The following is a 24,728-nucleotide window of genomic DNA, read 5'->3' on the forward strand; positions in this document are numbered from 1 at the left end:
AGCATTTCAAAAAAAACGACAGCAGGCGATGCGGTATTACCGCATCGCCTGCCTATTTTAAAAAAGGGGTATCTATTTCGCCGCCCGGAGCTTATCCAGCACTTTCCGCACCGTCGGGTAGCAGTCGGCCGCCCGTCTTGCAGCCTCCTCCGGCGTACACCAGGCCACGGCGTCGATCCCTTCCTCGGTCTGGGGCGTCAGTCCGGCACACCCCGGCGTATGCAGTTCGTACCAATGGGTCCGCTTCAACTCCCAGCGCCCGGTTTTCGGGAAATAATAGGCGTGCAGCGTTTCGCAAAGCGGACGCACGACTTCGGCCGCTACGCCCGTCTCCTCCTCGACTTCACGAGCAGCGCACTCCTCGATGCGTTCGCCGCACTCCAGATGGCCTTTCGGCAGGTCCCAGCGCCCGTTGCGGTGGATCATCAGCCATTCGCCGCAGTCGTTCACCACCACGCCGCCCGCAGCCTCCACCGCTGCAAACTCCCCGGCAAAGGCCGCAAAAGCCGCGTCGGGATCGTCCGTAACGACGGCTACGGAGTTGTTCGATTCGAGAAAATTCAGTATCTTGGCGCGTGATATGCCGCCGCCGGCCGCCGTCGCAACGACGTACCAGGCCCCGCCGGGGGCTTCGGCAGTGAACATCACGGCCTTATCGGCAAAAAAGACGGTACGGTTCATGTTCGAAAGATTTGATGGCAAAGATACAAAAAAAGGCAGATGGGCGCAAACCCAATTTGTGTGCGGTTTGCAAAATCTTCCCGACAAATAAAAGTGTCGTAACGACACCAAATATACATAAGAAACCTCAAAAAATGAAAAAAATTCTCCTGATGATGGCTATTGCAGCTGTGGGACTGGGCGGATGCAACAAACGCCCCGAACCCCTGAAGATCGACAATGCGCTGACGGCCGAAGAGATCGCCGCCGGGCGTCTCACCCCCGAGGTGATGTGGAAGATGAGCCGCGCAGGCAGCTCGTCGATCTCGCCCGACGGCACGACGCTTCTCTACCAGCAGACCGACTACAACATGGCCGAAAACCGCGGCGTGACCACGATCTGGGTCGAGGACCTGGCCTCGAAGGCCGTAACGCGCCTAACGGACAACACGTCGAACAACGTCTCCCCGAAATGGAGCGCCGACGGCAGCCGGATTTACTTCCTCTCGGACCGCTCCGGCTCGATGCAGGTCTGGGAGATGACCGCCGCAGGCGCGAATGCCAAACAGCTCTCCGATCTGGATAAGGACATCGAAGGCTTCGGCGTCAGCCCCAAAGGCGACAAAGCGTGGTACGTGCAGCGCATACAGGTCGCCGACCGCCGGTCGTCGGACGTTTACAAGGACATGGACAAGTCGAAAGCCCGTATCTACGACGACCTGATGGCCCGCCACTGGGACTATTGGGACGAGGGCGAATACATGCACATCTTCGTCGGGGATTTCAGTCCCGAAGAGATAAAGCCCGGCGTGGACATCATCGGCGCCGAAGCTGCATGGGACGCTCCGCTGGCCCCCTATTTCGACATGGCCGAGATCGCCTGGAGCAACGCCGGCGACAAGCTGGCCTACACCTGCAAGCCGCTGACAGGAACCGCCTACGCCGTATCGACCGACTCGGACATCTTCGTCTACGACCTGGCGACGGGCGAAACCAAAAACATCTGTAAACCCCTGACCGGCAATTCTGCTGCGGAAGGAGAGGCCTGCCTCGACCTGGCCGAAATGGTCGGCTACGATAAATACCCCGTCTGGTCGCCCGACGATCGCAAGATCGCCTTCCTCTCGCAGCGCCGTGCGGGCAACGAGTCGGACAAAGCCCGCCTGTTCGTCTACGACTGCACGACTGCCGATATGCAGGATCTGACCGCCGACTTCGACTACAACGCCATGAACGTCGTGTGGAGCGGCAACGACCGCCTCTATTTCATCGCCCCGATCGAGGCTACGCATCAGATCTGCCGCGTCGCACCGTCGGTCGGCGAAGTGGAGGTCCTCACCAAGGGCAACCACGACATCAACGCCTTCACGATGGCCGGGGAGACGATCGCCGCCGAGTTGTGCACGATCTCGATGGCTACGGAATTTTTCGACGTGAATCCCGCCGACGGCACACTGACGCAGATTTCAGCCATCAACAAACCCGTCTACGACCACATCAAAATGGGCGAGGTGCAGAAACGCTGGGTGACGACCACCGACGGCAAACAAATGCTGACGTGGGTGATTCTTCCTCCCGACTTCGACCCTGCGAAGAAATACCCCACCCTGCTCTACTGCCAGGGCGGTCCGCAGAGCGTCGTATCGCAATTCTGGAGCTACCGCTGGAACTTCCAGCTGATGGCCGCACAAGGATATATCGTCGTTGCACCGAACCGCCGCGGCCTGCCCTCGTTCGGACAGGAGTGGCTCGACCAGATTTCGGGCGACTACTCGGGCCAGAACATACGCGACTACCTCGCGGCCATCGACGACGTAGCCAAAGAGCCCTGGGCCGACGAAACCCGCATGGGCTGCGTGGGCGCTTCCTACGGCGGCTACTCGGTCTACTTCCTCGCCGGATGCCACGAGAAGCGCTTCAAGGCTTTCATCGCCCACTGCGGTATCTTCGATTTCGACTCGATGTACGGTGAAACCGAGGAATTGTTCTTCGTCAACAACGACTACGGAGGCCCCTACTGGGACACGAAAAACGCCACGGCACAACGTTCCTATGCCAACTCGCCGCATAAGTTCGTCTCGAAGTGGGATACGCCGATCCTGATCTTCACCGGCGAAAAGGACTTCCGCATCCCCTACACCCAGTCGCTCGAAGCCTTCACGGCCGCCCGCGTGCTGGGCATCCCGGCGCGGCTCGTAGCGTTTGAAAACGAGGCGCACCAGGTCTTCAAACCCCAGAATGCGCTGGTCTGGAACCGAGAATTCTTCGGCTGGCTCGACAAGTACGTAAAATAGCAGCCGATCCGACCTGAAAAGGGCCGTCTGAGAATTCAGACGGCCCTTTTTCGCTATTCGCATACACAAATACGCTCTTTATTACAGCATTTCAGCCCTGTCGTTGTTTTTTAAATCGGTCTGTTCGTTGAAAAGATCGGCTTGTTCGTTGAATTTATTTTCATCTGACCCATCACCTCCCTACATTTGCTTTCGACGCAATTAACAGATTTTGACTATGAAGAAAGTAACCACCAACCGAGAGGGAGGGGGTCTGCGGTATGTCGCACCCCTGATTGAACAAATCGACGTACGGGTAGAAAAAGGATTTGCCGGAAGCGGCGATCCCGAAAACGGAGGAGGAGGAGTAACGGAACTCTCGTCCTACGACGACTCCTACAACTATTAAACGGCGGAACCATGAAAAAAATCTTCCGCACGTTGCCGGTTATCGCTGTCATGACAGCGGTGGCCGCCTGTTCCGACGGTATCGAGGAACAGAATCCCGACAGCCCCGAAACGGGCGACAAAATCCGCATCGAATTTACCGCCGAGAACCCGGATACCGGCAGCAGTTCGGCCCCCGCAGCCGAAACACGCACCAGCATCCACATCGGCGACGGAACGTTCGTATCCCGCTGGGACGACGGGAATGAGATGACCCTGCTCTATGGAAATACACCCGCCAAGGCGACTTACAGCAGTGCAACCAAAAAATTCTCAACCGAAATCACACCCGGGTCGCAAAACTTCCATGCCTTCTCGCCCCACATCGAAAGTTCCTACTCGGGCAGTGACTTCAAGATTCCCTTCGGGAACCTGCGCACGCAGGACGGCAATAACTTCAACCACCGGTACGATCCGCTGATCACCACGGCGACCCAGACCGTCGACCCGGCGACCGAAGAGCTGAATTTCACCCTCAAGCGACTGACCTCGATCCTGAAATTCGAAATCTCCGGAGGAAGCGACCAGGTAAAAGCGCTGCTGCTGACGGCCGATGAGAACCATCCCATCGCTTCGGCCCGGTTCAACAGCTCGACCGACGGCACAGGCAGTCTCGACATGAGCACCCAGGACGAAATTCCGGTAACGTCGAACGTGATTGCCATGACTTTCGACGAAGGTACGGCCCCGGCGCTGAACAACCTGCACGCCTATTTCAACCTGCCGGAAGGCCAATACGAAAGTCTGAAACTGGACATCATCACGGCAAATGACCAAATCGGGAGCATCGACCTCTCCGGCCTGCCCGAATTCGCGGCCGGCGAGCTCTATCGCCTGAAACGAACCTCTGTCCCGACTTTCACGGAGATCGAAAAACCCTCCTTCGACTGGCCCGGACAGGATATGGACATACCGCACGAAATCCTCGACGAAAACGGCGACATGGAACTCGATTACCCCGCGGTAATCACGATCAACGCCCCGGCGGGTATTGCGGAGTTGTACGTGGATGTAGTTTCCCCGGCCCTGAATGCCATGGAAATCGGACGCCTCGACCTGTTCAACGAAACCCAACTGCCCATCGGCATCAATTATTCCAACCTGGGGCTGCATTGCACGACCCAGATCCAGTACAAAAAATCCACGCTGTTCGACATTACCCGGCTCGTTCCCATGATTCCCATGCTGAAGGACGGACTGGGCGACCTGATCTACGGCGATCACGCCTTCAACGTCACGGTCGTCGACCTGGCAGGCAATACGGAGACCCAATCCCTGGTTTTCAGGTGCAACAAGGTGGAGTGTTCGGCAAGCGACCTGTGGGCCAATACGGCGACGCTGTCGATCCATGCCATCGATCCGGAGGCACAGTCGGTCTCGCTGAATTACAAGGTAAAAGGCACATCCGACTGGCATGAATTGACCGCTACGGCCGTCGACGCCGCCAACGGAAAATGGGAAGCCGCTATCACGGCCGAAAGCGTCTGGACACAGACGACGAACGACAGCGGACACACGATATACATTCCGAATTCCAACGCCGGAGTCTTCGCACAGAAGACCTACGAATACGAACTTTTCGTCGACGGCGCTTTGGAAGAAACGGGAACGTTCAAGCCGGAACAATCCGACGGAGACGTGATCGAGAGTTTCACATCGGGCAGTACCTGTTTCACGAAAGACAGTTCGAAAGCTACCTTCTGGGGCAGCGGTAACAATACGTTCGCCGCAACTCTCTGTACTTTTTCCTCTCCGTATGCCTACATGCAGGGACGGAAGAATTCACTGATCGGAATTCTGGCCCCGGGCAACCTATTTACGGGCAGGTTCCAATTCGCATTGCTTCAACAGACCGGCACGGTTGAATTCGGGCAGAAATACACCTACACCTCCCGTCCGACAGGACTGAAACTGACCTACAAAGCGGCATTCGATGTTACGGGAAGCGGATTTTACAAAAAGTGGGAGGATTCCTACCATTCCTCGATTACCTCGGGGCAGGACCAGGCAAGCATTATCGTATGTATTATCAACTGGAATGCCCGGCACAATGTAGCCTCCGGGAACAAAGCGGCCCCGACGGGCGTATGGAATCCCGAATCCCTGTATGGATTGAGCGAAGCGGAAAAAAGCGGTCTGATCGCCTACGGCGTAGCCTACCCCGACGCGAATGCCAACTCCGACACGCTGCTGAACATTCCGCTCAATTACTACGACAAGGACGCTGCCGCTCCGGACGGAAACTACACTATCATCATCTCTTGTGCAACCAGCCGCTATGGCGATTACCTGAACGGCACAGAGAATGATTTATATGTCAAGGATATCGAGTGGATATACTAACAGCCCGATAACCGCCCGGAGCAAAGCTCCGGACAATCCTGCAAACCTCCCTGTCTCCGGCAGGGAGGTTTGTCGTTTCCATACGCCGAAACAGGGTGTACGAGAAGATAAAAAGCAACCTGTTCATGATGAAAATCATGGCGTTCGTTGAATTTATTTCCGGGAAACGGAATGCGTGCCTATTTTTGCACACATTCAGATAAAAGACTCTACTCTATGCGAATAAATTTCCGGACAATTCTGCTCGCGCTGCCTCTGGCCTTCGCGTCATGCTCCGATTTTTCGGATGCAGACCCCCGGCCCGCGACCGGAACCATCAGCGTATCGGTAGGCTCCGGCCCGAAGATCGACATCGAATCCGAAGACAAAACCCGCACCGAACTCGGCGAAGACGGCGTATCGGTCAAATGGTCGTCGGACGACCAGATCGCCCTCTGGGCTGTCAACTCCCGGTCGGAGACTACACTCGACAAGCAGGTTTTCAAACTCTACCACTATAACGCCGCCTACAACACGGCCAGGTTCACGGGCAACATCGCACCGATGCCTGAGGACACTTATACGTATTATGCCGTATCGCCCGCTCCGGCCGAAAGCAACGGCACGGAGGCTACCTACCTGATCCCCGCCGTGCAGAACGGTGCGTTCAACGGCGACTGGGATGTGATGGTCGCCGAACCTGTCACAGCCCCGGCCCTGGAAAAGGACGACACCGGCAATACGGTGCAATTCCAGTTCCGCCACAAGGTCCACGTGCTGAAAATCCGCATTCCGAAGAACGACCTCGGCGAAAAAGTCTCGGAAATCACCCTGGCCTTCCCGCAGCCCGTCACTGGACGCATGACCGTAGACGCGGCCAAACCCGATGCCGCACCGACCCTTACCAGCGGCAGCAGCACGCTGACGCTGCGTTTCGACGAGCCCAAGGATGCGGGCGACGTGGTCTTCGCCGTCATCGCGCCGACCGAACTCTCCGCCGATCAAGCAGTAACCGTCACCGCCATCTGCGAGGTCGGGGAATCCGAACCGCGCGACATCGCGGGCAAGAACTTCGCTGCGGGCCACACCACCCCGATCGCCTACAACATTCCCGCCATCGGCCTCCTTTATACGCGCCTCACGTTCTCGCTGCCTGCGGACAAAGGTACGGCGACGCTGGGCGAAGAAGTTAAAAAAATCACCCTCACGGCTCCCGAAGGTTCGCTGTTCGACAACGGTTCGAATGTCCGCGAATTTACGCCGGACGCCGACGGCAGTTACACGATGGTCCTCAAACCGTCGTGGACCGACAACCTTTCGGGACAGACCGTCGAGGTAGCCTACGAATCCGAAAGCGCCGTCGTATCGGGAACATTACAGATCGGCACGATCAAACCCGAGGAGGCCAACGAGACACCCGCTTTCGCCGTACCCTATCTGCTGGCGGAGGATTTCAGCAATATAACCACATTCTCCGACAATGAGGGGACCAAAGGAGTCAACGACCCAGCAGCCATTTGGATCCCGGGACTTTCGGGCTGGTCAGCAGCGCGTGTAGGTGGTTCGGCAGGCAAAAGTGTACGAATCGTAGGACACCGCGAGGGCGGACTCTTCGTATTTGCCGATTACGAAGCCCGTATGGATTCCGCACCCTTTTCGGGCCTCAAGGAAGGTAAGAGCGTTTCCGTCAAGATAAGCTTCGATTACAGCGGTTCGACCAACAAGGGCGCACCGAAACTCAAATACGGAACGTCCACAACAGCGGGACTCGTCAACGGCGCCAATGCCAGCGTCGAAAACCAGGTCGGTAACATAACGACCAATACGAACGGCTCTTACGATAAGGTAGACCAGTCCGTCACGCCCTTCACCGCAACCTGCACGAATGCATCACGCATCGCGTGGGTGGCCTATGGTAGCGATGGCGGTTTCTCTGGATCCTATTTCTATTACGTCTACATTGACAACGTAAAAGTATCCATCGTCAACGAATAACCGCCATGAAAAAACTGCTTTATATCCTTGCATCGGCGGCCATCGCAGCCGGAGGATGCTCCCAAGAGAAAGACACGACGCCCCGGGGCGACGGCGGTACGATCCGCATCGCCTGCGAGGCCGACCTCACGATCGATTCGTCGACGGCCTCTGCCCAGGAGATGACCCGTGCAGCGGCAACACCCGCCGGAGAGGACTTCGCCCTGCGCATCACGGGGGCCGATTTCGACCGCTCGTGGGCAACGGTTGCGGCCTACAACGCCGAAGAGACGGCCTACACGTTCGTCGAAGGCGGCTACACGGTTGCGATCACCCACGGCGATCCCGAAGCCGAAGGTCTGGACAAGGCCTATTACGCAGGTTCGGTCGACGTTGTAGTCCAGCCCCGCCGCGTCTGCGACGCAAAGATCACGGCTAAGGTCTGCAATTCACAGGCTTTGGTGCGCGCCACCGAGGCTTTCAAAAAGTACTACAACAACGCCGAGTTCACCCTGACGACCGGATCGGGCGGCGAATTCACGTTCCGCCCCTGCGACGGGGAAGAGGAGGAGTCCGTCTGGGTGAAGGCCGGGACGACGCTCACCGTGAAAGGTACGGCCCGGGGCCAGAGCCAGGACGGCACGTCGGACGGCCCGCTCTACACCTTCACGCCCGAACCGCTCGAAGCGACCCGCCCAGCCACGCGCCACATCTTCACCCTCGACGCCAAGAAAGCCGGCAGTGCGACGCTGACCATCACCCTGGGCGAAGGATACACCGAAACGCAGGAGCTCGACCTCGAACTGAACGAGGGGGCCATCGAATAACGCAAATAAAAATACCGAGATATGAAAACTTTTTCCAAGATTCTGACCGCATTCGCAGCGACGGCGCTGCTCGCGACAGGCTGTGTGAACGAAGATCCCGCCTACAAGAAAAACGACCCGGGAACGACACCCCCGGACCCGAACGCGAAAGGCTACCTGGCACTGGCCGACATGAGTATGCGCGTGGTGATCGACTCAGATACCGAGACCAAGCCCGGCGACACGTCGGACGAAACAGCGAAGCCCCAGACACGTGCGGACGAAGCGCAGCCCGATGTCGACGCCTATATCGTCGAGATCCTCGACGCATCCAAGAAGTCGGTGCTTAAGGAGAAATACGGCGACCTGATGGCCTCGATCAACGAGACGGGCCGCCTGGAACTGGCCGTGGGCAGCTACACGATGGAGGTCCGTTCGGAAGAGGCCGCTTCGATGCAGGCCGCCGCCTGGGAGCACCCCGTTTATTTCGGTTCGCAGGAATTTGCGATCGAAAAGAACAAAACCACCCCCATCGACGAGATCGTCTGCACGCTGAACAACATCAAGGTAACGCTGATGTGCTCGAAAGACCTCGCCGACAAACTCACCGACGCCACCAAGTCGACCGTCACGCTGGGCGAGACGGCGATGACCTTCGAAAAGTCCGAGACCCGCGCGGCCTATTTCCTGCCGCAGGCCGAGAGCAACACGCTCAAACTGCACCTCGAAGGCGCTTTCGCCGATGATCCCGACACCCCCGTGCGCATCAACAAGACGATCTCCGATGTCAAAGCCGGGCAATGGCGCAAACTTTCGATCGTGATCACCTACTCGGACAAGGGCGACATCAAACTGGATATCACGGTCGACGGCTTCGTAGCGGACGACGAAATCCCGGTCGGCGACCCCGACAACGACGAAGAACCCGCCTTCCCCATCGCCCCGACCCTCGAATGCCCCGGATACGACCTCACGAAACCCTTCCGGCTCATGGCTTCGATGTTCGACGCCGAAGGCAACTATACCCAGCCGTTCGCGTTCGACCTCACCTCGTCCAACGGCATCGAATCGTTCGTGCTGACGATCTCCTCGGACAACGCCCAGTTGACCGGGATGGTAGCCTCCATCGGAGGCCCCGCATTCGACCTCTGCGCGATCGGCTCGTCGGATCCCGCCTACACGCTTCTATCGGGCCTCGGTTTCCCGCTGGGCGACGACCTGAAAGGCGCAAAGGCGAAGAGTTTCGACATCGCAGGCGCTATGAAACAACTCTACCCCGGTTTCGAGGGTACGCATACCTTCGCCTTCGCGATGACCGACGCCAAGGGCCTTACCTCCTCGGCATCGCTGACACTTATCGTCGATCCGGAGCATGAAAACAACGCCCCGACAGTCGTTTGGGAGGGATATGACATCGATAAGCGATACACGATAAGCGAGGATACCCCCATCGACATCAACATCGCAGCCGAAGCCGGCATCAAATCGCTCGTAGTCAAGATCGTCTCCGAGAAACTGACGCCCGAAGAGCTGCTCAGCGTTGGTATCCCCGCCGAATTCGACCTATGCGACGTTCCCGGCGCAGGCCATAATTCGCCCGAAGAGGTCGCCAACGCTCTCAAGCAGTTCGGATTCCCCGTCAACGAAGAGGTAAAGGACAAGACCGTGCTTCCCACGATCTCCATCACACCGTTCGTATCGCTGCTGTTCATGGTTGCCAACGAGTGTAACAACGACTTTGTACTTACGATTACGGACAATGCAGGGCAGACGACGGAAAAGACCCTGATGCTTTACGTTCCCTAGCCCTAAAATAAGGTTGACGAATCATGAAAAAACAACTGTCATATATGCTGTTGCTGTTGTGCACCGCGCTGACCGCCGCCTGCTCGAACGAGGGGGCCGGAAGCACCGACGCAGGCGACACGGGAGCACTCGAAATGCGGGTTTCGGCCACGCGCGCCGAAGCCGACGGGGAGTACGACCCGCTGCAACACCTTCTCGTACGCATCTACCGCGGCAGCGACGAACTGCTCCGCCAGTATACCGAAGCGACGCTTCCCACACGGCTGGAACTCACCGCAGGCGAATACCGGGTGGAAGTCGAGGCCGGAGAAACAGTCCCCGCATCGTTCACCAAGCGCTTCTACAAAGGAGACAAGAACTTTACGGTGGCGGCCGGACAGACGACTGTCGCTGAAGTCGAATGCAAACGGCAGAACGTCGTCGCCGAAGTAAAATTCGACGCTACAGTTCCGACCGCTTTCGGTGAGAATTTCCACGCATGGGTAGTCGCCGCCGAGGCGTTCGACGCAGAAAAAGCCGAGGCAGGAAGTGTCCCGGCACTGAAATACCTAGCCGACGGCACGGGCTACTTCACCATGCCCGAAGGCGTAACGACGCTCACGACGTATTTCGAAGGAACCCACCCCGAACGCGGCGTAATCACCAAAACGAGCAAATTCGAGGGTGTGCAGGCCGGCGGCAAATACAGCGTCTCGTTCAAATTCTCGAAGGACCTGCCGGGCTTCATCGAATGTTTCGTCGTCAAGGTCGACACCTCGACCGACGATCACGACGACACGTTCCCGTTCAGCCCCGAACCGTCCATCGAAAGCGACGGATTCGACATGAGCCAACCCCAGGATTTCATCCCCGGAAAGACCGCCCCGAAACGTTATATGATAACGACGATGGCGGCAGTCCGCGATGTCGAAATCAGCATCGGCAACAATACCTACGACGCGCTCAACGGCACGACCGAAGGTATCGATGTCGTCAAGGAGAACGATCTCAGCCTGACGGTCACGCTTTCCGACGCCTTCTTCGCCGGACGCCCGGGCGGCAATCAGCCGGTAACCATCCGTGTCGCCGACGCCGCCAATTCCGAAGCCTCGGCCATCTCGGAATATCGCCTGCAAGGTATCCTGCCGACCGAAAAGGCGGATTACGACCTCTGGACGAACAGCATCACGCTGCGCGCACTGATCCTCGATCCGGACATCACGACGGCAACCTTCGGGCTGCGTGCCAAAGACGGACAATGGACCGACGCCGAGGGCGTAAGCGCCGGCAACGGCATCTATACAGCCGCGTTCAACGCCGGCTGGACCGAGTCGACCAACGACGCTGGACTGACAGTCTACACTCCGGTTGCCGGCACGGGCGTTTTCGCCAACAACAGCTATGAATCGCGGGCAGTTATCGGCGATACGCTTTATACCACGGACTTCACGACGGAAGCAGGACAAATCATTCCCGGCGGCGATATGGAAAACAGTTCAATGAGTTGTTTCACTATCGATAACACGTCAACGGAGACCTGGGGCAGCGGAAACAACTCGATGAAAGCAGGACTTTGTCTTGCAAGCGAATATACAGGAATGGGCGGCAGGCAATGCGCCAAACTCACGGCCAGCGAGACCCTGGGCAACCTGGCCGCCGGAAACCTTTTCTTCGGCACGTTCGTCTTTTCAGGCTTCACGGGCCCCGGCACAGTCGGATTCGGACAGGAATACACCTATACGGCTCGGCCTAAGGCATTAAGTGTCAAATACCACGCCACAGTAGGCAAAGTCAACATCAACAAGCACAATGGTCCGCTTGCAATCGGGGAGGACGATTTCAGCCAGATATTTGTCTGCATCGTGGATTGGTCCGCCCGCCGCGAAGTAGTATCGGGTATGAGCACTCCGAGCGGCATGTGGAACCCCGCTGACCAGTCGAATCTCGAAGGTTCGGGCGCGATTATCGCTTACGGCATTCTGCCCATACACGAATCGACCGAGGGCGACACGCTGGTTCCTGCCGAAATTCCGCTTCTCTACTACGATAAGGAAGCGACAAGGCCACAAGGCAAATACACGTTAGTAATCTCGTGCTCGACAAGCGCTTACGGAGATTATATGGACGGGTGTTCTTCCAACGTCATGTATGTCGATGATTTCGAATGGGTATACTAATCACTAAACGCAAGCAGATGCGCAAGCTATTCATCCGCACGCTCGCCCTCGCGCTGTGCCTCACGGGCACGGCGCAGGCGCTGCGCGCACAGGAAACAACGGTCGCCGGAACAACGGCGACCACCGACGAACGCCCGAAAACGATCAACGAAATGCGCCGTGAGCGCGGACTTACCGATACGCACAACCTGTTCGTACCGAAAGGTCAGTGGATTTTCGGCGGTACGGCCTCCTACTCGACCCATACCAACAAAGGTTATCAGTTCCTCATCATCGAAGGCATCAATTCGAAGGGCTACACTTTCCGCGTCAGCCCGATGATCGCCTACGCTTTCCGCGACAACATGGCCCTCGGAGGACGCTTCATCTATTCGCGCACGCTGCTCAAACTGGACGCCGCCGAACTGCACTTCGGCGACGAAGAATCGGGAACGAACATCGTGGCCAAGGATTACTACTCGCTCAGGCAGACCTATTCGGCTGCGGCGATCTGGCGGCAGTACATTCCGCTGGGGCGCAACAAGCGCTTCGCGCTGTTCAACGAGATGCAGCTTTCGGCCGGAGGCACGCAGGCACGTTTTGCCAACGACTCGCCCGTAAAAGGAACTTACGAAACCGGCTATACCCTTTCGCTGGGTATTTCGCCGGGCATCGTGGCTTTCGCTACCAACAACATGGCCGTCGAAGTGAACGTGGGTGTGATGGGTATCACCTACAACCACACCAAGCAGGTTCACAACCAGGTCACTGTGGGCAAGCGCAACTCGAGCATGATGAACTTCAAGGTCAATATCTTCTCGATAGGCCTCGGCATGGCCTTCTATCTCTAAAAACGGCATACTATGACACGAAGCATACTTTATTTCCTGCTGATCCTGACTTTCTCGTGCGGCAATGCGCTGCCTCCGCAAACGGAGGCTCCCAAAGCGCAGCCGGCAACCGAGGCCGCCGTTACGGAGACCCCTGCCCCCTCGGCGGCGAAATCCGAAGTCCGGGCCGAACCGGAGCAACCCGATGCGCCCAAAGCCGCGGCAACGCCTTCTCGCCGCCCCTCGCGCAAACCCGCAGTTCCACAGCCGGCAACCGCCCCCGCTGTAATCGCAGCCGCCCCACAGGCTGAAACCGCCATCGAAGCCGAAACCACGGCTCCGGTTCCTGCCGCAGCAGAACCTGCCGGGCCCGCAGCCGAAACCGAGACCGCAGCGGCCCCCGCACCCGAAGTTTCAACGTCGGAAGCGACTCTTCCAGCCAGCGGGGAATCCTCCCCGGGCAAGGAGCAGCTGCTCGCCCTCAAAGCCGCGGACGCCGATTCGCCGATCCGCACCAAAAAGCAGTTCTTGCCCACCCGCCAACGCATCGACCGCGAGATCAACAAGCTCAAGTTCGCGTATAAAGGCGAGGTGATGATGGGCCTGACAGCCTCCTATGGTACGATGTCGAGCGACGACACGGACATCATGCTGATCATCGACGGCATCGACGCCAGCGGTACGATGGCCACCGTCAAACCCTTCATCGGCTATTTCTACCGCGACAACAACTGCCTCGGCGTCCGTTTCGGTTACAACCACATGGGCGGCAAACTCAACAACGCCAGCTACGATTTCGGCGAGAGCAACGACACCTCGGGCGATCTTCCGAAGATCGATTTCAACAGCGACAACTACTCGTTCGGCATCTTCCACCGCTCCTATGCGGGACTCGATCCCAAGGGTCGTTTCGGCCTGTTCGCCGAATTCGAACTCTCGCTGTCCACCGGTACGTCGAAGTTCTCCTACCAGCCGAACAGTTCGAGCGACGAGATGAAAACGACCCTCAGTGACAATACGCAAGTAAAACTCGCGTTTAATCCGGGAGCTGCCGTCTATATTTTCCCCAACGTCTGCGCCACGCTTTCGTTCGGACTGGGCGGCATCCAGTATACCTCGGTCACACAGAAGGACGAAGCCGGGAACAAGATCGGTTCGCGTAAAGCCTCGAACATGAAGTTCAAGCTCAACATCGCGGCCATCAACATCGGCATGACGATACACATGTGGGACAAGAAAAAGAAGTAATTTATGATCAGATACCTGAAAACAGCACTCTTTGCAGCCGCAACGCTCCTTTCGGCATCGTGCATCCGCAACGACATCCCCTATCCCGTCGTCGAAATCTCGATTACGGGCATCGAAGGCGAGGGATTCAGCCTTTCGGAGATCGACCTTGCAAACCGGACGATCACCCTGACACTCGACGAGCAGACCGACATCCGCGAGGTCAATATCCAGAAGGTGACCTACGACGTGACGGTGCACAGCATCCAGCTCGACAAGGAGGCACTCATCGGCCAGATCCGCTCGTCGGAACCGCTCATCGGAACTTTCGATATGCGCAGTCCGATCTACACCACGCTGTCGATCTACCAGGACTACGCCTGGACAATCCGTGCCGAGCAGCCCATCGCCCGGGAATTCAAGGTCTCGGGGCAGATCGGCTCGACGGTCTTCGACACCAAAAACCGCGTCGCCACAGCCTACGTAGCCAAGACTGCCGACCTGACCAACGTCACCGTCACGGCGTTTAAACTCGGCCCGGAGGAGATCACCACCTATTCGCCCTCGCTCGACGAACTTACGGGCACGAGCTTCGAATCGGTGCGTTTCGTCGACATCAGCTATCACGGGCAGAGCGAGCGGTGGCTGCTCTACGTGCTGCACACCGACAAAGTCGTGGAACTGAAGGCATACGCCTGGTCGCGCGTCATCTGGCTCTACGGCGAAGGCATCGAAGGCACGGACATGGGCTTCCGCTACCGCAAGGAAGGAGATACGGACTGGATCGATGTCACGCCAACCATTTCGGGCGGTAATTTCGAGGCCAGCATCGCCGCCGAAGCCGAAACGAAATACGAAATAAAAGCTTACTGCGAGACTGAGGAGACGCCCGAAGGAGTGTTCTTCGAGACCCAGGCCGTCGTGCAGGTCCCGAACAGCAGTTTCGAGGAGTGGAGCACCGTCAACGACATTGTCTACCCCTATACCGACAAGGCCGACGCCTACTGGGGAACGGGTAATCCGGGCGCCAAGATCGGCGGCGAAACGCTGACCCAGAGCTGTCCCCCGCGACCGGGAGGCACGGGTGTCGGGGCCAACCTCAAGTCGAAATTCGTCAACATCGTCGGATTGGGCAAATTCGCTGCGGGCAACCTTTTCGTAGGCGATTACGTCGCGACGAAGGGAACCAACGGCATCCTGACCTTCGGCCGTCCCTTTAAACAACGGCCCACGGCGCTGAAAGTCTGGGTGAAATACACCTGCGGCAAAATCGACCGGATCGACAAGATACCCGTCGGCAGCGATTTGAAAAAAGACGACCCCGACAACGGCATCGTTTATATTGCGCTGGGAACCTGGACGCCCGAAGAGTACGGCAAAGACAGCCAGGGTGAAATGCGCGGAACGCAGAACTCACCGCTCTGCGTCGATACGCGCAGCGTCACGACTTTCTTCAAACCCAACGGCAAGGACGTGGTGGGCTACGGCGAGTATGTAATGGCTGCGAATGTCGACGAGTGGACCCAGGTGACCATTCCGATCGTCTACCCCGACAAGAGCATCGAACCCACGCACCTAATGATCGTCTGCTCGGCTTCGCGCTGGGGCGATTACTTCACGGGCAGCACCAAGAGCGAAATGTGGGTCGACGACTTCGAACTCATCTACGATCCGTTGCCCGGGCAGTAACGACAGTCCGGACAAATCTGAAAAAGCGGCAGGCCGACGGGGCCTGCCGCTTTTTTTGCCGGATAATCCTTTTTTTGCAAAAAAAATATCCGGAGGGGAGGGGTAGGGTTTTAGGGCCTTCGTTCGTGATATAGATAGAATGAAGACACCCGAACATACCATTGAAGAACTGATAGCCCGCCAACTCGACGGTGCGCCCCTTACCGATGCAGAACGCCGGGAACTGCAGGAGTGGCTCGAAGCGTCCGAGGCGAACCGCCACACCTTTCTCCGGGCTTACAAAGCCTGGGGAGACGCCCGCCTTGCGGAAACCCGGTTCGACACCGGCCAAGCCCTCGAAAACATCATGGCCCGGATCGCCGAAGCGTCCAAACCCCGGCCTCTGCTGCGGCCGCAACTGCGTCGCCTGAGCATCGGTATCGCAGCGGCAGCCTGCATCGTACTGGCCGTCACCGGCTATTACCGACTGCAACCGTCGACCGCCCCGGACATCGAAGCCTTTATCCGGCAGGCCGAAGTTCCCGTATTTACCCAGAAGGAGGTGCAACTGGTGCTTTCCGAACAGAAAACCCTCTTGCTCGAAACCAAAAAATCGACGATCCGCTACGATTCGACCGCCATCCAGATCAACAATGCCGAAAAAACCATTCCCAAAAAGGAGGCTGCGACGTTCAACCAACTGGTCGTTCCCTACGGCAAGCAGACCACGCTGACGCTCGCCGACGGAACCCGCGTCTGGATCAACGCCGGGTCGCGGCTGGTCTACCCCGTTGTATTCGAAAAGCAGAAACGCGAAATATACGTCGAAGGCGAAATCTACATGGAAGTAGCGCACGATGCCGAACGGCCCTTCTCGGTACATACGGGTAAGATGGATGTCTGCGTTCTGGGAACCAAATTCTACGTATCGTCCTACGGCCGCGACCGTACGCAGGAGGTCGTCCTGCTCTCCGGCTCGGTCAGCGTGGCCCCCGCCGGACGATCCGACCGCGGAATCCGCATCGTTCCCGGCCAGCAGGCCGTTCTCGGCGCCTCGGAATCGCTGGAGGTCCGCGAGGTGGAACCCGAAAGCTACATCAGTTGGATTTACGGATACCTGCCCTTCGACAACGACCGGTTGTCGAACATCCTCGAACGCCTTTCCCGCTATTACGACTGCCGGATCGAGTGTACGCCCGAAGCGGCGGCGCTGACGCTCTCGGGTAAACTCGAACTGAAGGACGATCCCGCCGAAGTACTGAAGATCCTGAGCGTCACAGCCCCTATCAACCTGCAAATCGACGGTTCCGGAAATTTCCGGATCGACTATAACCCGACTGCTAACCACCCAAACTGACCTGCCTATGTAACAGCCCGTCTCCCGCAAAAAAGAGACCGGATGTCGTCCCACAACGACATCCGGCGCGATTGAAAATCTAAAATAGCCTATTTTAAACTTCAAATCTTTACAAATGTACAACAAAAATGGTAAAATCGGTCTTTCTGAGGCCGATAATGGGGGATTATTCCGCCTATTCCGGATAACATTCCTGTTTTTGCTGGCAACAATCGGGTTCATCCGGCCCGTCGGTGCACAAACGGCAGAGACGGCGAAAACCATCACGCTCGACGTACAGAACCGCCCCATCAAGGAGGTATTCACACAGATCGAACGCCAGAGCGACTACATCTTCGTCTACTACGACAACATCCTGGACATCCACCGCAAAGTCACCCTGAAAGTCACGAACCAGCCCATTTCGGCAGTGCTGAAACAGTTGTTCGCCGGAACCGTCAACACCTGGAAACTCTCGGGAAGGCAGATCGTCATCGGGCGCTCCGCGGCTGCGGCCACAGGTGCACCGCGGAAGATCGCGCGCATCACGGGTGTCGTCAAGGACCAGAACAACGATCCGCTCATCGGCGTCACGATCCGCGTCAAAGCCCGCCCGAGCATCGGTACGGCCACCGACATCAACGGTAAATACCTGCTCGACGTTTATCCCGACGAAGTGCTGGAATTCAGCTATGTGGGCTATAAACCGCAGGACGTTTCGGTCGCAGGGCAGGAAATCGTCGACGTAGTGATGCAGCAGAACGACGCCATCCTCGACGCCGTGGAGGTAGTGGGTTACGGCGTACAGAAAAAGATCAGCGTCATCGGTTCGCAGCAGACCATAGCGACCAAGGAACTGAAAGTCCCCGTCGCCAACCTCACGCAGGGCCTCGCAGGCCGCGTATCGGGCCTGGTCTCGGTGCAGCGGACCAGTGAACCGGGCTTCGACGACGCGAATATCTACATCCGCGGCATCTCGACGCTGACGGCCAGCATGAGCGCCCCGCTGACACTCGTCGACGGCGTTCCCCGTTCGTTCGCCAACGTCGACCCCGAAGACATCGAGAGTTTCTCGATCCTCAAGGATGCATCGGCAACGGCCGTTTACGGCGTTCGCGGCGCCAACGGTGTCATTATCATCAACACAAAAAACGGTCTGAAAGGACGCCCCAAATTCAGCGTACGCTATACCGAAGGCCTCACCAAGCCGACCAAGATCACCGATTTCGCCGACGGCGCGACCTACATGGAGATGTCGAACGAAGCCTCGCTCACCCGCGGCGGCGGCAGGCTTTACAGCCAGGACATCATCGACAAGACCCGCCGCGGAGAGGACCCTTACCTCTATCCCGACGTAGACTGGATGAAACAGATTCTGCGTGACTTCAGCCACAACCGCTCAGCCAACGTCAACGTGCAGGGCGGTTCGGACAAAGCCGTCTACTACATCGGCCTGGCCTACTACGACGAAAACGGCATGTACAAGGACACGAAACTGGCCGATTACAATTCGAACACGTTCTACCGCCGTTACAACGTCACCTCGAACCTCACGCTCAATCCGTTCCGCACCACCGAGATCAAACTGGGCATCCAGGGCTATTTGGCCAACGCCAACTACCCGGCATCTTCGCAGGCGAGCATTTTCGAATCGGCCTACTTCACGCCGCCGACCTACATCGCACCGCTCTATCCCGACGGCAAACTCGGCGCCTTTTCGGGCGGCAACCTCAATCCCGTAGCGCAGCTCGGCGCAACGGGCTATGCCAACCAGTGGCGCAGCCAGGTCTACTCGAACCTGCGCGTCACGCAGCAGCTTTACAAAGGGCTTTCGGTCTCGGGCATGTTCTCGTTCGACACCTACAACTACACGAGCAACCGTTTCACCAAAACTCCGAACACCTTCCACGCCACCGGGCGCGACGCCAACGGCAACCTGCTCTACGAACAGACCCGCCAGGGAACCGAAAACCTGGCCTACAACCTCAGTGCAAAGGGTAACCGCGCCATCTACCTCGAAGCCGCGATCAACTACCGCAACACCTTCGGCCGCCACACCGTATCGGGCATGATGCTCTTCAACCAGAGCGACGAGATCAACACCAAAGCCTCGAACGTCGAAGAGGCGCTGCCCTACCGTTTCCGCGGCCTCGCGGGACGTTTCACCTACTCGTTCGACGACCGCTATTTCGGGGAGTTCAACTTCGGATACAACGGTTCGGAGAACTTCGCCCCGAAAAACCGTTACGGATTCTTCCCGTCGGTCGGACTGGGCTGGGTAATCAGCAACGAACCCTTCTTCAAAGGAGCCACGGAGGTGGTCCAGTACCTCAAACTGCGCGGCACATGGGGCCGTGTCGGCAACAGCCAGATCAGCGGACGCCGCTTCGCCTACCTGGCCACCGTCAAGGACAACAACGACACGAGTTACCAGTTCGGCAAGAACATGGACCAAACCTACGGGACTACGGCCATCGACGAATACGCCGTCGACGTGACGTGGGAGATCGCCGACAAGACCAACCTCGGACTGGACATGCGCCTGCTGAACAACAAGTTCAACCTGCAATTCGACGCCTTCAAGGAGTCGCGCAAGGGCATCTACCTGCGCCGTACGAGCATCCCGTCCTATTTCGGCATGATCAACAACCCCTACGGCAACATCGGCAAGGTCGAGAACAAGGGTATCGAACTGTCGGTCAGCTATGCCAATTCGTGGCGGGACTGGTCGCTGAGCATCATGGGCAACTACTCGTTCAACCGGAACAAGGTCCTCGAAGACGACAGCACCGTGGCTTATCCCTGGCAGAAAACCATCGGCAACAAGGTCGACCAACGGTTCGGGCTCATCGCACTGGGACTCTTCGAAAGTCCGGAGGAGATCGCCGCAGCACCCGTACAGGTCGGCGACACGCGCCCGGGCGACATCCGCTACAAGGACATCAACGGCGACGGCAAGATCGACGAATACGACAAAGTGCCCATCGGCTGGGGAAGCGTTCCCGAGATCATCTACGGCTTCGGATTCTCCGTAGGCTGGAAGGGCCTCTCGCTGTCGGCCATGTTCCAGGGCGCCGCACACGTCGATGCGATACTCAGCGGCGAAGGCGTACTGCCTTTCGCACAGGGATCAAGCCGCGGCAACCTGCTGAGCAACATCACCGACCGTTGGACCGAAGCCGATCCCCGCCAGGATGTCTTCTATCCGCGTCTCTCGATCGGCAACATGAACATGAACTACGAGGCCAGCACGTGGTGGCTCAAGAATACCAGCTACCTGCGTCTGAAAAACATCGAACTCTCCTATACGCTCCCCGACCGCTGGATGAAACGCATCCACATCAACAATGCGCGCATTTTCATCCAGGGCGTCAACCTTCTTACGTTCAGCAAGTTCAAACTATGGGACGTGGAACTGGGCGACGGCCGCGGCGCAAAATACCCCAACATCGGTTCCGTCAGCCTGGGTATCAATTTCAACTTCTAAAATCCCCGACAAGCTATGAAACTTAAAACAATACTCACTTTACTGGCCGCCCTCGGCATCCTGACCGCCTGTAACGACGACTTCTTCGACCAGGTTCCCGACGACCGGATCACCATCGAGCAGGTATTCCAACGCACCTCCTACTCCGAGAAATACCTGGCTACCGTTTACAGCTACATCCGCGACGAATCGCACCGCACCAACGGCGTGCCCTGGGACCCGTGTTCGGACGATCTGGACGTTACCTACGACCGCGAGGATTATAACTCCTTCAAGATGAACCTCGGCAACTGGAGCGCATCGTCGAACTACTACGAGTACTGGTCGCACTACTACCGGGGCATCCGCTCGGCGACCTATTTCATCCAGCACATTGGCTCGAACCAGGAGATGCTCAGCGATCCTACGCGCGGCCCTATCGTCGTCGAACAATACAAGAACGAAGCCCGCTTCCTGCGCGCCTGGTTCTACTACTGCCTGCTGCGCCAGTACGGCCCCTGCGTACTGCTGGGCGACGAAGTACTGCCGGGCGACCTCGACCGCGACGACGTGAAGATGAACCTGCCGCGCAGTTCCTACGACGAGTGCGTGGATTACATCGTCGGCGAACTGGACGACATGATCGACAACAACCGCCTGCCGCTGCACTTCACCGTGCAGGCCGACAAGGACTACGGCCGTGCGACACTGGCCATGTGCATGGGTCTCAAGAGCCGCGTACTGCTGCTGGCCGCCAGCGACCAGTTCAACGGCAACCCGGCCTACGCCAATGTGGTCAACACGGACGGAAAACACCTCTTTTCGACCCGGAAAGACCCCGAAAAGTGGAACAAGGCCGCCCAAGCTGCAAAAGATATCATCGACCTGGGAATTTTCGACCTCTACAAGGAGTACCACACCGACGGAACGATCGACCCTTACCTGTCGTGCCGCAACGTCTTCCTGGAAAACTGGAACAGCGAGGTGATGATGGTCCGCATCAGCAACTCCCTCAAGCACTGGGAACGTTCGGCTTCACCCCGACAGTTCAGCGGCTATGAAAGCATGGGTGCGACCCAGCAACTGGTCGACGCTTTCCGCATGAAAGACGGCACGGCCATTACCCCGGACAAGGAGAGCGGTTATTCAACGGCGAACTACAAGGACGACAAGTCGGGCTGGGTATTCGCCCCCGCCGGCACGCGCAACATGTTCGTCAACCGCGAACCGCGTTTCTACGTCAACATCTGCTTCAACGGCGCCTACTGGATCGGCGACCAGAAAACCCGCATCCAGCTCTACTACACCGGAGGATCGGGTAAAAAAGGCACGTGGGACTTTCCGCGTTCGGGCTACATCGCCATCAAAAACGTTTCGCCCTCGTCCAATCCCAAGAACGACAACTACATCAAGCGTCCCTTCGTCATCATGCGCTACGCCGAGATACTGCTCAACTATGTCGAGGCACTCAACGAATACGACCCCGGAAATGCGGACATCGAGACCTACCTGAACAAAATCCGCGAGCGCGGCGGTCTGGGTCCCGTCCAAAGCGACCTCAGCCAAGGCCAGATGCGCGAACAGATTCGCCTGGAACGCCGCATCGAACTCTGCTTCGAGCAACTGCGCTATTTCGACACCCGCCGCTGGCTGATCGCCGACCAGACCGACTCAGGGTCCTTCTACGGCATGAACGTCGACGCGGGCAACAGCTTCACCGACGATGCGTTCTACGAGAAAACCGTGTTCGAGACCCGCGTGTTCCGGCCCGAGTTCTACCTTTTCCCCATTCCCCAGTCCGAAATCAACCGCGATCCGCAGATCGTACAGAATCCCGGATGGTAACCGTAAAAAACGAATAACGACTATGAAACTTACGAAATACCTGGCTGTCCTCTGCTGCGGAACGCTCTTCGCAGCCTGCGAAAACCCGATTCAGGACGACCTGAACGTAGACAACCCCGAGAACTATACGCGTATCTACACGGTCAACGCCGCCGACGACACCTCCAAGAACACCCTCACATTCCCGCTCGAACGCGACACCTCATTCATGGTCTACGCCAACCTGAGCGGCATCCGCAACCCGGGATGCGACGTGACGGTCAAATTCCGCGTCGCGCCCGAACTGGTGGAGACCTACAATCAAAAGAACCAGAGCGCCTACCCGATGATGCTCGACGGAAGCTACACGATCGAGAACCTCGAAACCGTGATTCCCAACGGGAAATACATCTCCTCGCCCATCCGGATCGCCATCAACAGCAAGGCGTTCGACGGCGTGGGCGTCTTCCTGATGCCTGTCCGGATCGAGAGCGTAACGCCCGACCTGACCATCAACGAAGCGTTGCAGACGGCTTACCTGCGCATCAACGGCTACTACACCGAAAACCCGTTCCCGAGATACGACAGGACCGGCTGGTCGATCGCCGGTTTCTCGACGCAGGAGGCTGAGGCGACATCGACCTACCCCAACCGCGGATTGGCCGTTTCGATCATCGACGGCGAAAACAACACCTATTGGGGCACGCAGTGGCGCAACGCCAAACCCGGCCCGCCGCACTGGATCGCCGTCGACATGGGCGCCCACAAGGAACTGCACGGACTCACGATCCGCGGACGGGCCGACAAGGAAGGCTCCGACGTTCCCAAGAGCAGCGGCAACCCGCGTATCTTCAACATCGACGTGAGCGACGATAACCTGAACTGGACCCATGCGGGGACCTTTACCGTCGAAAACCGGATCGAGAACACGGTATACCTCGACCACAAGGCGACGGGACGCTATTTCCGCATCTTCGTCACCGCCACGCAGGCCGACCTCTACCAGACCTGCATCGCCGAAGTATGGGCTTTCTGATCCGACTAACGAAATTTTAAAACAAAACGAGAGACTATGAAAAAGACTATATGTCTGTGGGCGCTGCTCCTGATTGCCGTTTCATGCACCAACGACGACAATTACAACGACGAGCACGGAGACAAGGCCGTCATTGAGCCCAAAGGCAGGATCATCCGCATAATGACCTACAACATCTACGGCGCACGCGCCACGAGCCCCGCCGATGCGGCCGACCTGGACGCACTGGCCGAGGTAATCCGCCGGCAGAATCCCGACTTCGTGACCCTCAACGAAGTGGATGTCTTCACCAACCGCACGGGAAAAGACGTACACCAGGCCCGCGACCTGGCGGCCAAACTCGGCATGGAGTGGCACTTCTCGAAGGCCATCGACCGCGACGGGGGCGAATACGGCGACGCCGTGCTGTCGAAACACCCGATCCTCGAAACCCGCAGCTACCGGCTCCCCTGCGCCGCTTCGCAACCGGGCGAGGACCGTTCGCTGTGCGTCATCCGCGTCGAAATCGACGGCAAGGACCTCTACGTCGCCTCGACGCATCTCGACCATCTTTCGGGCGATGCGAGCCGCCTGGTGCAGGCCAATGAAATCCGCCGTATCCGCGACACGGAACTGGGCGGGGACCTCATCCTCGCGGGAGACCTCAACGCCATTCCCAGTTCGAACGTCATCGCCACGATGACCGCGTTCCTGACCAACGTCGGAACGATCGACCAGTACACCTTCCCCTCGGACAACCCCACCCGCAAGATCGACTACATCCTGTATGCCCCGATCGAACACTTCGGCGTGCAGAACTGCACCGTGGTTCCGCGCGGCGACCAGCAGGTCGGAGGCGTCGACGCCTCGGACCACCGCCCCGTCGTGGCCGACATCCGGTTCCAGACCGAAGAGGACCTCCCCGAGACCCAGGAATAA

The 24,728-nt window shown here is 58.0% G+C and carries 16 protein-coding genes; 15 read left to right on the forward strand and 1 reads right to left on the reverse strand.

The window, feature by feature from the left end:
- Nucleotides 1–72: 72 nt before the first annotated feature.
- Complete coding sequence (locus tag I2E69_RS02275; protein WP_195458523.1) at nt 73–681, reverse strand: NUDIX hydrolase; 609 nt, start codon at nt 679–681, stop codon at nt 73–75.
- A gap of 134 nt (nt 682–815) precedes the next feature.
- On the opposite strand from I2E69_RS02275, the gene I2E69_RS02280 reads away from it, so the two are divergent.
- The 15 genes from I2E69_RS02280 to I2E69_RS02350 all read left to right on the forward strand — a co-directional run bounded on the left by I2E69_RS02280 (nt 816) and on the right by I2E69_RS02350 (nt 24,728).
- Nucleotides 816–2,954, forward strand: coding sequence for a prolyl oligopeptidase family serine peptidase (locus I2E69_RS02280; RefSeq protein WP_195458524.1), 2,139 nt, complete (start codon nt 816–818; stop codon nt 2,952–2,954).
- Between the two features lie 217 nt (nt 2,955–3,171).
- Nucleotides 3,172–3,342 (forward strand): hypothetical protein, encoded by a 171-nt coding sequence (locus tag I2E69_RS02285; protein WP_195458525.1) that lies wholly within the window; start codon nt 3,172–3,174, stop codon nt 3,340–3,342.
- A gap of 11 nt (nt 3,343–3,353) precedes the next feature.
- Nucleotides 3,354–5,723, forward strand: a complete 2,370-nt coding sequence (locus tag I2E69_RS02290; protein WP_195458526.1) for a PCMD domain-containing protein — start codon at nt 3,354–3,356, stop codon at nt 5,721–5,723.
- Between the two features lie 216 nt (nt 5,724–5,939).
- Nucleotides 5,940–7,697: a fimbrillin family protein gene (locus tag I2E69_RS02295; protein ID WP_195458527.1), complete on the forward strand. Its 1,758-nt coding sequence runs from the start codon at nt 5,940–5,942 to the stop codon at nt 7,695–7,697.
- Between the two features lie 5 nt (nt 7,698–7,702).
- The gene (locus I2E69_RS02300) at nt 7,703–8,503 is read left to right on the forward strand and encodes a DUF4493 domain-containing protein (RefSeq protein ID WP_195458528.1); all 801 of its coding nucleotides are present in this window, start codon (nt 7,703–7,705) and stop codon (nt 8,501–8,503) included.
- A gap of 21 nt (nt 8,504–8,524) precedes the next feature.
- Nucleotides 8,525–10,288 carry a DUF4493 domain-containing protein gene (locus tag I2E69_RS02305; RefSeq protein ID WP_195458529.1) on the forward strand — a complete coding sequence of 588 codons (1,764 nt, stop codon included), beginning with the start codon at nt 8,525–8,527 and terminating at the stop codon, nt 10,286–10,288.
- A 23-nt stretch (nt 10,289–10,311) separates the two neighbouring features.
- Nucleotides 10,312–12,444 carry a DUF4493 domain-containing protein gene (locus I2E69_RS02310; protein ID WP_195458530.1) on the forward strand — a complete coding sequence of 711 codons (2,133 nt, stop codon included), beginning with the start codon at nt 10,312–10,314 and terminating at the stop codon, nt 12,442–12,444.
- A 17-nt stretch (nt 12,445–12,461) separates the two neighbouring features.
- Nucleotides 12,462–13,274: a hypothetical protein gene (locus I2E69_RS02315; protein WP_195458531.1), complete on the forward strand. Its 813-nt coding sequence runs from the start codon at nt 12,462–12,464 to the stop codon at nt 13,272–13,274.
- Between the two features lie 12 nt (nt 13,275–13,286).
- On the forward strand, nt 13,287–14,501 hold the full coding sequence (locus I2E69_RS15185) for a hypothetical protein (RefSeq protein ID WP_229095331.1): 1,215 nt from the start codon (nt 13,287–13,289) through the stop codon (nt 14,499–14,501).
- A gap of 3 nt (nt 14,502–14,504) precedes the next feature.
- Nucleotides 14,505–16,169: a PCMD domain-containing protein gene (locus I2E69_RS02325; protein WP_195458532.1), complete on the forward strand. Its 1,665-nt coding sequence runs from the start codon at nt 14,505–14,507 to the stop codon at nt 16,167–16,169.
- A 139-nt stretch (nt 16,170–16,308) separates the two neighbouring features.
- Entirely contained in the window at nt 16,309–17,505 is a 1,197-nt protein-coding gene (locus I2E69_RS02330; RefSeq protein ID WP_195458533.1) for a FecR family protein, read from the forward strand.
- Nucleotides 17,506–17,704: 199 nt separating this feature from the next.
- A complete protein-coding gene (locus I2E69_RS02335) occupies nt 17,705–20,971 on the forward strand; it encodes a TonB-dependent receptor (RefSeq protein WP_195458534.1) in 3,267 nt (1,088 codons plus the stop codon).
- A gap of 15 nt (nt 20,972–20,986) precedes the next feature.
- A complete protein-coding gene (locus I2E69_RS02340) occupies nt 20,987–22,795 on the forward strand; it encodes a RagB/SusD family nutrient uptake outer membrane protein (RefSeq protein WP_195458535.1) in 1,809 nt (602 codons plus the stop codon).
- A 22-nt stretch (nt 22,796–22,817) separates the two neighbouring features.
- Nucleotides 22,818–23,810 (forward strand): BT_3987 domain-containing protein, encoded by a 993-nt coding sequence (locus I2E69_RS02345; protein WP_195458536.1) that lies wholly within the window; start codon nt 22,818–22,820, stop codon nt 23,808–23,810.
- Nucleotides 23,811–23,846: 36 nt separating this feature from the next.
- The gene (locus I2E69_RS02350; protein ID WP_195458537.1) at nt 23,847–24,728 is read left to right on the forward strand and encodes an endonuclease/exonuclease/phosphatase family protein; all 882 of its coding nucleotides are present in this window, start codon (nt 23,847–23,849) and stop codon (nt 24,726–24,728) included.

Origin of the sequence: Alistipes sp. D31t1_170403_E11, assembly GCF_015553985.1 — a bacterium.
In the GTDB taxonomy this organism is placed as follows: Bacteria; Bacteroidota; Bacteroidia; order Bacteroidales; family Rikenellaceae; genus Alistipes; species Alistipes montrealensis.